Origin of the sequence: Corallococcus caeni (genome assembly GCF_036245865.1) — a bacterium.
Classification (GTDB): Bacteria; Myxococcota; Myxococcia; order Myxococcales; family Myxococcaceae; genus Corallococcus; species Corallococcus caeni.
The window spans coordinates 1-13,501 of record NZ_BTTW01000022.1; the positions used below are offsets into that span (position 1 = coordinate 1).

Here is a 13,501-nt window from a genome sequence, read left to right on the forward strand (position 1 = left end):
CTTCGGGGCCGACGCCCAGCAGGCGCAGGTGGTGGGCGAGGCGGCAGACGCGCTCGGAGAGGGAGCGGAAGGAGAGCTGCGTCTGCGAGGTGAAGAGGGCGGTGGCGTCCGGCGTGCGCGCGGCCTGTGCGAAGAAGAGGGAGGGGAGGGAGAGCTCCAGCGGGTAGGGCGTGGCGGTGGCGTTGAGCTCCACCAGCAGCCGTTGACGCTCGGCCTCCGGCAGTACCGGCAGCTCGCTGAGGCGTGCGTCGGGTGACGCGACGGCTCCGGTCAACAGGGTGGAGAACTGCTCCGCCAGCCGGGCGATCGTCTCTGTCGCGAAGAGGTCGGTGTTGTACTCCAGGAACCCGCGGATCGAGTCTCCGGTCTCCTGGAGCGACAAGGTCAGGTCGAACTTCGCGGTGACGGTGTCGGTGCCCTCGACCTCCAACGTCACGCCCGGCAGGCCCAGGGAACGCATGGGCGCGTTCTGCAGGATGAAGAGGACCTGGATGAGCGGCGTGTGGCTGAGGTCGCGCGACAGGTGGAGCGCGTCGACGAGGTGCTCGAAGGGAAGCTCCTGGTGCGCGTAGGCCTCCAGGCAGGTGGCCTGCACGCGACGCAGCAGCGCGCGGAAGGAGGGCTGTCCGGAGAGGTTCGCGCGAATGGGAAGCGTGTTGATGAAGCAGCCGATGAGCGCCTCGGTCTCGCTGCGCGTCCTGTTGGCGATGGGAGTGCCGACGACGAAGTCGTCCTTGGCGCAGTAGCGCTGGAGGAGGACCTGGAAGGCGGCCATCAGCGTCATGAAGAGGGTGACGCCCTCCTCCCGGCTGAGCGCCTTCAGTGAAGCCGTGAGCTCCGCGGGCAGCTGGAAGGGATGGAGCGCGCCGCGCGTGGTCGCGATGGCCGGACGCGGGAAGTCCGTGGGCAGCTCGAGGATCGTGGGCACGTCCGCGAGCTGGTGCGTCCAGTAGTCCAGCAGCGATTGCCGCGCCGGACCCTGGAGCCGCTCGCGTTGCCAGAGCGCGTAGTCGGCGTACTGGATGGGCAGCGGAGGCAACGCATCCGGCTGTCCGCGCAGCGCGGCGGCGTAGAGCGTGGCGACCTCCTGGATGAGCACGCCCAGGGACCAGCCGTCGGCCACGACGTGATGCATGGACAGCAGCCACAGGTGCGAGTCGTCCGCGAGCCGAAGCAGGCAGGAGCGCAGCAGCGGTCCCTGCTTCAGGTCGAAGGGGCGCAGGGCGAAGTCCTGCGTGTGCCGCGCCATTTCGGTGGCTCGGGCGTCAGCCGAAAGCGAACGCAGGTCGGTGAGCGGCAGCGGGACGTCCTGGTCCGGGGCGATGACCTGCACGGGCCGCCCGTCGACGAGCTGGAACGTGGTGCGCAGGCCCTCGTGGCGCTGGACGACGGTGCGCAGGCTGTGCGTCAGGGCGGTCACGTCGAGCGCCCCCGTCAGGCGCACCGCCAGGGGAATGACGTAGAGCGGGCTGTCCGGCAGCAGCTGGTCGATGAACCACAACCGCTCCTGCGCGAAGGACAGGGGAAGCGCGGAGGCACCTTGTTCCCGGGGACGAATGCTCCCGGGCGTCGAGGCCTTCTCCGTCGGGCCGACAGGGGCTTCCCGGTCGACCTGCTCGGCCAGGTGCTGCTGGATGAGCGTGGCGAGCTGTCCCACGGTGGGGGACTGGAAGAGGCTCCGGAGCGGCAGGGTGACCTGGAACGCATCCCGCACCCGCGAGGCGACTCGAGTGCCCAGCAGCGAATGGCCACCCAGCTCGAAGAAGTTGTCGTGCAGGCCGACCTGCTCGACCCCCAGCAGCTCCTGCCAGATGTGGGCGAGCTGCTTCTCGACGGGCGTCAAGGGCGCGGCGTAGGGCGTCTTCAGGTGGGGGCGTGCATGCGGTGCGGACGCCGCCGACTCCGCCGCGCCGGGCAGCGCCGCGTCCCGTTGGAGCCACAGGGCGAGCCGGGCCTGGAGGTCTCCAGTGGAGACGACGAGCTGCCCGCAGCCCAGCCCCCGGGAGAGGATCCGCTGGAAGGCGTCGAGTGCTTCCGGCGCCGTCATCGTGTAGCGGTCCATGCTGGTGCTGACCTGGGCGCGCGGATTGGGCTGCTGCACCTGCCAGCCATCCCAGTTCGTGCTGATCCACGGCGTCCCGCCCCGCTTGTTCTGTCGGGCCGCGAAGGCGTCGACGAACAGGTTGGCCGCCGAGTACGCGACGAAGCCCAGGCCGCCCAGGACCGAGGCGTTCGAGGACAGCAGCACGCAGAAGTCCAACGCCGAGTCCCGGAGCAGCGTGTCCAGGACGTAGAGCCCGTGGACCTTGGGCTGGAACTGGGACGCGGACTCCTGGAGGCCCACGTCTCGAAGGGGGCTGAAGATGGACGTGCCGTGGGTGATGCCCGCCGCGTGGATCACGCCGTGAAGCGGGCCGAAGCGGCCGGTGGCCTGGGAGAGGGCCGAGCGCATCGCGTCCACGTTGGCGACGTCCGCGCTCAGCACGAGCACCTCCGCGCCCAGCGCTTCCAGTTCCTGGAGCTTGCGGATCCGCTGGCAGGTGGGCTCGTCCGAAGGGTGCTGGGAGAGCCACTCCGGCCAGAGCTCCCGCGAGGGCAGGCCGGTGCGTCCGACGAGGACGAGTCGGGCCTGGACGGTCCGCGCGAGGTGCTCGGCCAGCAGCAGGCCGACGCCGCCGAGCCCGCCCGTGACGAGGTACGTCCCGTGCTGGCGAAGCACCGGGCCCGGCTGCGCGGCGGCTTCCAACCGGAGCGGTTCATAGGCCTGCACCCAGCGCTGAGGGCCGCGATAGGCAACCACCGGCTCCGCGGCGCGGGCTTCGAGCTCCGTCAGGAGCTGACCGACGAGCGTCGATGACGGAGAGATGCCGCCATCGGGAAGCACGAGGTCGATGCAGCGGCAGGTGATGTGCGGGAACTCCTGCGGAATCACCTTGCAGGGGCCCAGCAGCGTGGCCTTCTCCGGCCAGGCCGGCTCCAGGGCGGTGACGTCGCAGAGGCGGTTCGACACGACTTCGAAGCGCAGGGGCTTGTCGAAGCCCAGCGTGTCGAGCGCCTGCGCGAGGAACAGCAGGCTGTAGTAGCCCCGCTCCTGCGTGTGCTCGAAGTGCGCGCGTTCTTCCCGGACCGCCGGCTCGCCGCCAGTGACGCTCCAGCAGTGCACGACGGTGTCCAGGGGTTGCTCCCGGACCTGGAGGGCGGTGAGCAGCCGCTCGTAGTCACCGCGGATCGTCGGGTTCAGCGTGAAGGAGCGGGGACCGTTCCGCTGGTACTCCGCGCCCATGGAGACGGAGACGACGGAGTGACCGAGTGCTTCGAGGCGCGAAGTGAGGGCGGAGGCAAGGCCGAGCGAGTCAACGAAGACGAGGCAGCGGCGGGACGGGGAGACGGATGCAGCGGGAGGAAGCGAGCGCTTCCAGGAGGGCAGATAGAACCAGTCCTCGACGCGGGACTGCTTGCGAAGCGGATCCGCGAGAGCCGAGGCGAGGGATGCGCGTCCGGGCTCGACCCAGAAGCGCTGGCGCTCATAGGGATAGGTGGGAAGGAGAGCGCGGCGGGGAGGCGCGGAGTGGACGGCGGTCCAGGAGATGGGGACGCCAGAGAGCCAGGCGCGGCCGAGAGACGAGAGCAGCACATGCACGTCGTCTGCTTCCTCCTGCGGGTGTCGCATGGAGGAGACGACGACGGCGTCCGGGTGCGAGCGAGTGGAGAGGTGGGCGAGGCGGGTGAGCGTCTGGCCAGGGCCGACCTCAAGGAAGAGGGGCGAAGGCAGAGAGGCGAGCGCCGTTTGCACACCGGAGGCGAAGCGCACCGTCTGGCGAAGGTGACGGGCCCAGTACTCGGGGCTGGTGGCTTCGCTGGAGGTAATCCAGGTGCCGGAGACGTTGGAGAGAAAGGGAAGCGAAGGAGGCTGAAGGGAGAGGGAGGAGAGGGCGCGGGTGAACTCCGCGAGAAGCGGCTCCACCATGGAGGAGTGGGCAGCGACGTCGATGGCGATTTCGCGGTGCTCGATGGAGGAGGCGCGAAGGCGCTCGGCGAGCTGGGCAATTGACGCAGAGGGGCCGGAGACAACGCAGAGGGAGGGAGCGTTGACGGCGGCGAGGGAGAGCGAGTCACCCAGAAGGGGAAGGACGTCAGCCTCGGAGAGGGCGACGCTGAGCATGGAGCCCGCAGGAAGCCGCTCGAAGAGGCGGCCACGGAGGCAGACGAGGGCGAGCGCGTCTTTCAGTGAGAAGACGCCCGCGAGGCATGCAGCGACGTACTCGCCAAGAGAGTGGCCGATGAGGGCCTGGGGCTTGAGTCCCCAGGCGAGCCATTGCTGGGCCAGTGCGTAGGAGGTGACGAAGAGGGCCGGAAGGCCGAGGCGGGGCTGGCGCAGGAGGGAAGCGCAAGCATCGGCGCGGGAGGCCTCGGGGTAGAGGACGGCGCGCAGGTCCTGGCCGAGAAGAGGCAGCAGGAGGGAGGCGCAGCGGTCGACGGTGTCGCGGAAGAGGGGAAGGGAGGCGTAGAGGGACTGGCCCATGAGGGCGTACTGGGCGCCGCCCCCCGGGAACATGAAGACGACGGGCCTGTCGTCGGACTCGTCGAAGACAGAAGGCTGGGGGGCCTGGAGAAGTTGCGAGGCCTGGAGGGCGTCGGAAGCGACGAGGAAGCGGCGGTGGGGCAGCAGGCGGCGACCCACCTGGAGGGTGAAGGCGACGTCGGCCAGGGGCAGCTCGGGGTGGGCCTGCAGATGCGAGGCGAGCTGGGCGGTGGCGCTCTCCAGCGCGGACGCCGTCTTCGCCGACAGCACCAGCACCTGCGGCGTGCCCGCGCTGATCATCGGCTCGGAGGATTCAGGTGCCGGAGCCTCCTCGAGGATGACGTGGGCGTTGGTGCCACCGATGCCGAAGGCACTGACGCCCGCCCTTCGAGGCACACCCGCAGGAGGCTGCCAGTCCTGCAGCGAGGCATTGACGTAGAAGGGACTGCCCTCCAGGCCAAGCTGCGGGTTGGGCGCGGAGTAGTGAAGGCTGGGGGGCAGCTTGCGGTGGTGAAGCGCGAGCGCCGTCTTGATGAGGCCGGTGACACCCGCAGCGGCATCCAGGTGGCCCAGGTTGGATTTGACGGAACCCAGGGCGCACGTGGCACGCGAGGACGAACGGAAGGCGCGCTTGAGGGCTGCCAGCTCAATGGGATCGCCCATGGGCGTGGCGGTGCCGTGCGCTTCGACATAGGAGATGGACGCAGGCTCCACGTCGGCCATGGCGAGCGCTTCGGCGATGGCTTCGGCCTGGCCGTCGACACTGGGAGCCGTGAAGCCAGGCTTGAGGGCGCCATCGTTGTTGATGGCCGAGCCCTTGATGACGGCATAGACGGTGTCGCCGTCGTTCAGCGCATCCGAGAGGCGCTTGAGGAGGACGACGCCAACGCCGTTGCCGCTGACGGTGCCCTGGGCCTTGGCATCGAAGGTACGGCAGTGGCCATCCGGCGACAGGATGCCTTCCGGCTCGTAGACGTAGCCGGAGGCCTGGGGAACGCGGATGCAGACGCCACCCGCCAGTGCCATGTCGCACTCGCCATTGGCCAGGGACTGGGCCGCGAGGTGGACGGCGACGAGCGAGGTGGAGCAGGCGGTCTGGACGGTGAGGCTGGGGCCGCGCAGGCCGAGCTTGTAGGCCACGCGCGTCGCCACGAAGTCCTTGTCGTTGCCGAGCATGAGCTCGTAGCTGTCGACCGTCGTCATGACCTCCGCGTTGGTGCAGAGGTTGTTGAGCAGATACGTGTTGGTGCTCACCCCGGCGAAGACGCTGGTGCGGTTGTCAGGGGCGGGAGCCCCATGGCCCGCGCGATCGAGGACCTCGGCGGCGCACTCCAGGAAGAGGCGCTGCTGGGGATCCATGGTGGCGGCCTCGCGAGGGGCAAGGCCGAAGAACGAGGCATCGAACTGCTCGATGTCGGCGAGCCCGCCCCGGGCGGGGACGTAGTCGGGCCGGCCACGCACGGAAGCGTCGACCCCCGCGGCCGCGAGCTCCGCGTCGGAGAAGAAGGAGATGGACTCGGCGCCCGAGCAGAGGTTCTCCCAGAGCGCGTCAACGCTCCGCGCACCGGGGAAGCGCCCGCTCATGCCGATGATCGCGACTTCGTGACTGAAGTTGTCTGAGGTGTCCATCGTGAGGTCTCGGGTCCCGGGGTTACTTCTTCGACGTCTTGTTGCGCTCGCGCAGTGCCCGCTGGTTCTTCATCGAGGCTTTGCGATTCGTGGCCCGGTCCTGGCTGTGCTCGAACGAGCCCGCCTCGGCCTGCTGGGTGACGTGCTTCGCGAGTGAGCGGATGGTGGGAGCCTGGAAGAGCTCGACCAGCGGAACGTCGAGCTTCAAGGCTTCACGAAGCCGCGTGTGCAGCTGGACCATCAGCAGCGAGTTGCCGCCGAGGTCGAAGAAGTTGTCGTGGACGCCGACCTTGTCGAGGCGAAGGACGGCCTGCCACGCGGAGGCGAGCTGCACCTCCAGCGCGCTCTGCGGCGCGACGAAACCCGTGTCCAGCGAGGGCCGCGCATCCGGTGCGGGCAGAGCACGCCGGTCCAGCTTGCCGTTGGGCGTGAGCGGGAACGCGTCCAGGGGCAGCAGGTGCGCGGGCACCATGTAGCCGGGCAACTGCTGCTGCAACGCGCGGCGCAGCTCACTGACGGAGGGCGCGTCGGGAGCAAGGACGAGGTACGCGACAAGGCGCTTGTCGCCGGGCACGTCCTCACGGACGAGGACGGCCACCTCGCGCACGCCGGACTGGCGGGCCAGCGCGGCCTCAATCTCCCCCAGCTCGATGCGGAAGCCGCGCAGCTTCACCTGGTTGTCGCGACGGCCGAGGAACTCCAGCTGGCCATCCGCGCGCCAGCGGGCGAGGTCGCCGGTGCGGTAGAGGCGGGCACCGGGCGAAGTGCTGAAGGGGTTGGGGACGAAGCGCTCGGCGGTGAGCACAGGCTGGCCGAGGTAGCCGCGAGCCAGTCCGTCTCCACCGGCGAAGAGTTCGCCCGGCACACCAATGGGCGAGGGCTGGCCGAAGCGGTCCAGGACGAAGACGGAGGTGTTGGAGATGGGGCGGCCCAGGGGGACGGAGGCGCCTACCTGGGAAGCGTCGGAGAGAGGAGCGCAGCAGGTGAAGGTGGTGTTCTCGGTGGGGCCGTAGCCGTTGACGAGGGTGCAGTGAGGCAGACGTGAGAGCCAGGCCCGCACGTGGGAGGCAGAGAGGACGTCGCCCCCTGCCAGCAGGGTGCGCAGGGGCCGCAGCAGAGGCAGCAGGGAGTCGTCGAGGGAGTCGACGAGCTGGTGGAAGAGGCCCGCGGTCAGCCAGAGGGTGGAGACGTTGAAGAGGGAGACGGCGTGGGCAAGGGACTCGGCGGAAGGAGGCGAGGCGGGGAAGAGGGCCAGCCGAGCGCCATTGAGAAGAGGAGCCCACACCTCGAAGGTGGAGGCGTCGAAGGCAGTGGGCGCCAGGTGCAGCACGACGTCATCGGCACGCAGGGCGAAGTAGTTGGACTCCTTCACCAGACGGATGACGGCCTGGTGCGGAACGCTGACGCCCTTGGGCCGCCCCGTGGAGCCCGACGTGTAGATGACGTAGGCGAGGCCCTGGGATGAGAGGGTGCTGGCCGGAGGCGAGGACGGTCGCGAGTCCACCTCGGACTGCACCTCGTCGAGGCAGAGCACCCGGTGGGCGCCCGTGGGCAGCCTGTCGCGAAGCGCCGAGTGGGAGAGGACGAGAGAGGCGCCTGAGTCCTCGAGCATGAAGGCAAGGCGCTCGGAGGGGTAGCTGGTGTCGAGAGGGAGGTAGGCGCCGCCCGCGGAGAGGATGGCCAGGAGGCTGACGATGAGGTCGTGCGAGCGCTCGATGAAGACGCCGACGGTGACCTCGGGGCCAACGCCCAGGTGGCGCAGGTGGTGGGCAAGGCGGCCGGCGCGCTCGGAGAGGGCGCGGTAGGTGAGGGAGGCGTCGGCGCTGAGCAGTGCGAGCGCGTCCGGAGTGCTGGCGGCCTGCGCGTGGAAGAGTGAAGCGATGGAGTCGGACGGATAGGCGGAGGTGTTGGCGTTGAACTCCACCAGCACCTGCTGACGCTCGCGCTCCGACAGCACCGGCAGCGTGTGGATGTCTGCGTCCGGTGCCGCCACGACGCCAGCCAGCAGGGTGGCGAACTGTTCGGCGAACCGAGCGATCGTAGACGCGGCGAACAGACCCGTGCGGTATTCGAACCAGCCCGCCAGTCCACCGGAGTCCTCCTCCAGGTTGAGCGTGAGGTCGAACTTGGCGGTGGTGCTCTGGGTGGGCAGCGGTTCCAGGTTCAGGCCGGGGAGCGCCAGCGCCGACATGGGCGCGTTCTGGAGGACGAAGAGGACCTGGACGAGCGGGGTGTGGCGAAGGTCGCGCGACAGGTGGAGCGCGTCGACGAGGTGCTCGAAGGGAAGCTCCTGATGCGCGTAGGCCTCCAGGCAGGTGGCCTGCACGCGACGCAGCAGCGCGCGGAAGGAGGGCTGTCCGGAGAGGTTCGCGCGGATGGGAAGCGTGTTGATGAAGCAGCCGATGAGCGACTCGGTCTCGCTGCGCGTTCTGTTGGCGATAGGGGTGCCGACGACGAAGTCGTCCTTGGCGCAGTAGCGCTGGAGGAGGACCTGGAAGGCGGCCATCAGCGTCATGAAGAGGGTGATGCCCTCTGCGCGGCTGAGCGCCTTCAGTGACGCCGTGAGCTCCGGGGGGAACCGGAGCGCGTGCAGGGCCCCCTGGGGTGACGGCACCGCGGGACGCGGGAAGTCCGTAGGCAGCTCAAGGACCGTGGGCACGTCCGCGAGCTGGCGGGTCCAGTAGTCCAGCAGCGGTTGACGGGCCGGGCCCTGGAGCCACTCGCGTTGCCAGAGCGCGTAGTCGGCGTACTGGATGGGCAGTGCGGGTAGGGAGGCCGGCTCACCACGCGATGCGGAAGCGTAGAGAGCGGCGACCTCCTGGATGAGCACGCCCAGGGACCAGCCATCGGCCACGATGTGATGCAGCGACAGCAACCACAAGTGCGAGTCATCCGCGAGCCGAAGCAGGCAGGAGCGCAGCAGCGGCCCTGTGTGCAAATCGAACGGCTGCGCGGCGAAGGACTGCGTGTGCTGGGTCACCGCGGCGGACTGCTCGTCGGCCGGAAGCGAGCACAGGTCGATGATCGGCAGCGGAACGTCCAGGGCCGGCGCGATGAGCTGCACGGGCTTGTCGTCCACCAGGCCGAAGGTGGTGCGAAGGCTCTCATGGCGCTCGACGAGGGCGCGCAGGCTGTGCGCGAGAGCCGTCGCATCCAGCGTCCCCGTCAGACGCACCGCCAGCGGGATCGCATACAGGGCGCTGTCCGGAATGAGCCGATCAATGAACCAGAGCCGCTCCTGGGCGAAGGAGAGGGGAAGAGGGCCGTCGGGACGAGGCTTGAAGGAGGGCTGAAGCGACTGCGCTTCGGGCGCGTGGGCCTGAAGATGCCGTGTGAGCCTCGAGATGCTCGGTGCCTGGAAGAAGGCCTGCAGCGGCACGGAGATGGCGAACCGGTCACGCAGCCGGGAGACCACCTGGGTAGCCAGCAGCGAGTTGCCGCCGAGGTCGAAGAAGTTGTCGTGGACGCCGACCTTGTCGAGGCGAAGGACGGCCTGCCACGCGGAGGCGAGCTGCACCTCCAGCGCGCTCTGCGGCGCGACGAAACCCGTGTCCAGCGAGGGCCGCGCATCCGGTGCGGGCAGAGCACGCCGGTCCAGCTTGCCGTTGGGCGTGAGCGGGAACGCGTCCAGGGGCAGCAGGTGCGCGGGCACCATGTAGCCGGGCAACTGCTGCTGCAACGCGCGGCGCAGCTCACTGACGGAGGGCGCGTCGGGAGCAAGGACGAGGTACGCGACGAGGCGCTTGTCGCCGGGCACGTCCTCACGGACGAGGACGGCCACCTCGCGCACGCCGGACTGGCGGGCCAGCGCGGCCTCAATCTCGCCCAGTTCAATGCGGAAGCCGCGCAGCTTCACCTGGTTGTCATTGCGGCCGAGGAACTCCAGCTGCCCATCCGCGCGCCAGCGGGCGAGGTCGCCGGTGCGGTAGAGGCGGGCACCGGGCGAAGCGCTGAAGGGGTTGGGGACGAAGCGCTCGGCGGTGAGCGCGGGCTGGCCGCGGTAGCCGCGAGCCAGTCCGTCTCCACCGGCGAAGAGTTCGCCCGGCACACCAATGGGAGAGGGCTGGCCGAAGCGGTCCAGGACGAAGACGGAGGTGTTGGAGATGGGGCGGCCCAGGGGGACGGAGGCGCCTACCTGGGAAGCGTCGGAGAGAGGAGCGCAGCAGGTGAAGGTGGTGTTCTCGGTGGGGCCGTAGCCGTTGACGAGGGTGCAGTGAGGCAGACGTGAGAGCCAGGCCCGCACGTGGGAGGCAGAGAGGACGTCCCCCCCTGCCAGCAGGGTGCGCAGGGGCCGCAGCAGAGGCAGCAGGGAGTCGTCGAGGGAGTCGACGAGCTGGTGGAAGAGGCCCGCGGTCAGCCAGAGGGTGGAGACGCTGAAGAGGGAGACGGCGTGGGCAAGGGACTCGGCGGAAGGAGGCGAGGCGGGGAAGAGGGCCAGCCGAGCGCCATTGAGAAGAGGAGCCCACACCTCGAAGGTGGAGGCGTCGAAGGCAGTGGGCGCCAGGTGCAGCACGACGTCGTCAGCACGCAAGGCGAAGTAGTTGGACTCCTTCACCAGACGGATGACGGCCTGATGCGGAACGCTGACGCCCTTGGGCCGCCCCGTGGAGCCCGACGTGTAGATGACGTAGGCCAGCCCCTGGGGCGAGACGGACAGCGGCGGCGGAAACGAAGGCCGCGATGCGATCTCGTCAGCGACCTCATCAAGGCACAGGGTGCGCGGAGAGCCCGACGGAAGCCGAGGAGCCAGCGCCGAGTGGGAGAGGACGAGAGAGGCGCCTGAGTCCTCGAGCATGAAGGCAAGGCGCTCGGAGGGGTAGCTGGTGTCGAGAGGGAGGTAGGCGCCGCCCGCGGAGAGGATGGCCAGGAGGCTGACGATGAGGTCGGGGGAGCGCTCGAGGAAGACGCCGACGGTGACTTCGGGGCCAACGCCCAGGTGGCGCAGGTGGTGGGCAAGGCGGCTGGCGCGCTCGGAGAGGGCGCGGTAGGTGAGGGAGGCGTCGGCGGTGAGCAGTGCGAGCGCGTCCGGAGTGCTGGCGGCCTGCGCGTGGAAGAGTGAAGCAATGGAGTCGGACGGATACGCAGTGGTGTTGGCGTTGAACTCCACCAGCACCTGCTGACGCTCGCGCTCCGATAGCACCGGCAACACCGTGAGCGACTGGTTCGGCGCGGCCACGATGCCTTCGAGCAACGTCTGAAGCTGGCCCGTCAGGCGCTCGATCGTCTCGGGCCTGAACAGTTCGGTGCGGTACTCGAACCAGCCCGTCAGTCCACCGGAGGTTTCCTCCAGGTTGAGCGTGAGGTCGAACTTGGCGGTGGTGCTCCGGGTAGGCAGCGGCTCCAGGTGCAGGCCGGGAAGTGCAGGCGCCGCCATGGGCGCGTTCTGGAGGACGAAGAGGACCTGGACGAGAGGCGTGTGGCTCAGGTCACGCGCGAGATGGAGCGCATCGACAAGGTGCTCGAAGGGCAGTTCCTGGTGCGCGTAGGCCTCCAGGCAGGTGGCCTGCACGCGACGCAGCAGGGCGCGGAAAGAAGGCTGACCGGAGAGGTTCGCGCGAATGGGAAGCGTGTTGACGAAACAGCCGATGAGCGCCTCGGTTTGACCGAGGGTCCTGTTGGCGATGGGAGTGCCGACGACGAAGTCATCCTTGGCGCAGTAGCGCTGAAGGAGGACCTGGAAGGCAGCCATCAGTGTCATGAAGAGGGTGACTCCCTCCTCCCGGCTGAGCGCCTTCAGGGCCGCCGTGAGCTCCACGGGGAGTTGAAGCGGCTGAAGCGCGCCACGGCTCGAAGCGATCGCGGGACGCGGGAAGTCCGTGGGCAGCTCAAGGACCGTAGGCACGTCTGAGAGCTGTCGCGTCCAGTAGTCCAGCAGCGGTTGACGGGCCGGGCCCTGGAGCCACTCCCGCTGCCAGAGCGCGTAGTCGGCGTACTGGATGGGCAGCGCGGGCAGCGAGGCCAGCTCACCACGCGATGCGGAAGCGTAGAGAGCGGCGACCTCCTGGACGAGCACGCCCAGGGACCAGCCATCAGCGACGATGTGATGCAGCGACAGCAACCACAGGTGCGAGTCGTCCGCGAGCCGAAGCAGGCAGGAGCGCAGCAGCGGCCCTGTGTGCAAATCGAACGGCTGCACGGCGAAGGACTGCGTGTGCTGGGTCACCGCGGCGGACTGCTCGTCGGCCGGAAGCGATCGCAGGTCGATGATCGGCAGCGGAACGTCCAGGGCCGGCGCGATGAGCTGCACGGGCTTGTCGTCCAGCAGGCCGAAGGTGGTGCGAAGGCTCTCATGGCGCTCGACGAGGGCGCGCAGGCTGTGCGCGAGAGCCGTCGCATCCAGCGTCCCCGTCAGGCGCACCGCCAGCGGCATGACGTAGAGCGGATTCCCCGGCAGCAGTTGGTCGATGAACCAGAGCCGCTCCTGGGCGAAGGAGAGGGGAAGAGGGCCGTCGGGACGAGGCTTGAAGGAGGGCTGGAGCGACCGTGCTTCGGGCGCGTGGGCCTGGAGATGCCGCGCGAGCCCCGAGAGGGTTGGTGCCTGGAAGAGGACGTGCAGCGGCACGGAGATGGCGGACTGGTCACGCAGCCGGGAGACCACCTGGGTGGCCAGCAGCGAGTTGCCGCCGAGGTCGAAGAAGTTGTCGTGGACGCCGACCTTGTCGAGGCGAAGGACGGCCTGCCACGCGGAGGCGAGCTGCACCTCCAGCGCGCTCTGCGGAGCGACGAAGCCCGTGTCCAGCGAGGGCCGCGCATCCGGCGCGGGCAGAGCACGCCGGTCCAGCTTGCCGTTGGGCGTGAGCGGAAGCGCGTCCAAGGGCAGCAGGTGCGCAGGCACCATGTAGCCGGGCAACTGCTGCTGCAACGCGCGGCGCAGCTCACTGACGGAGGGCGCGTCGGGAGCAAGGACGAGGTACGCGACGAGACGCTTGTCGCCGAGCACATCCTCACGGACGAGGACGGCCACCTCCCGCACCCCAGGCTGGCGGGCCAGCGTGGCCTCAATCTCGCCCAGTTCGATGCGGAAGCCGCGCAGCTTCACCTGGTTGTCATTGCGGCCGAGGAACTCCAGTTGGCCATCCGCGCGCCAGCGGGCGAGGTCGCCGGTGCGGTAGAGGCGCGCGCCGGGCGAAGTGCTGAAGGGGTTGGGGACGAAGCGCTCCGCGGTGAGCGCGGGCTGGCCGAGGTAGCCGCGAGCCAGGCCTTCACCGCCGAGGAAGACTTCACCCGGGACGCCGAAGGGAGTCGGCTGGCCGAAGCGGTCCAGCAGGTACACCTGGGAGTTGGCGATGGCGCGCCCAATGGGAGGGGTGCCCGTCGCGTCGGCATCGAGGAGGGCCCAGGTGGAATAGG

2 protein-coding genes are annotated in these 13,501 nt (G+C 69.3%); both read right to left on the reverse strand.

The window, feature by feature from the left end; all coding sequences use genetic code 11:
- A partial coding sequence (locus AABA78_RS38635; RefSeq protein ID WP_338270553.1) for an SDR family NAD(P)-dependent oxidoreductase occupies window positions 1-6,151 on the reverse strand: 6,151 nt, incomplete at its 3' end.
- A 22-nt stretch (window positions 6,152-6,173) separates the two neighbouring features.
- Window positions 6,174-13,451 (reverse strand): non-ribosomal peptide synthetase, encoded by a 7,278-nt coding sequence (locus tag AABA78_RS38640; RefSeq protein WP_338270554.1) that lies wholly within the window; start codon window positions 13,449-13,451, stop codon window positions 6,174-6,176.
- Window positions 13,452-13,501 lie beyond the last annotated feature (50 nt).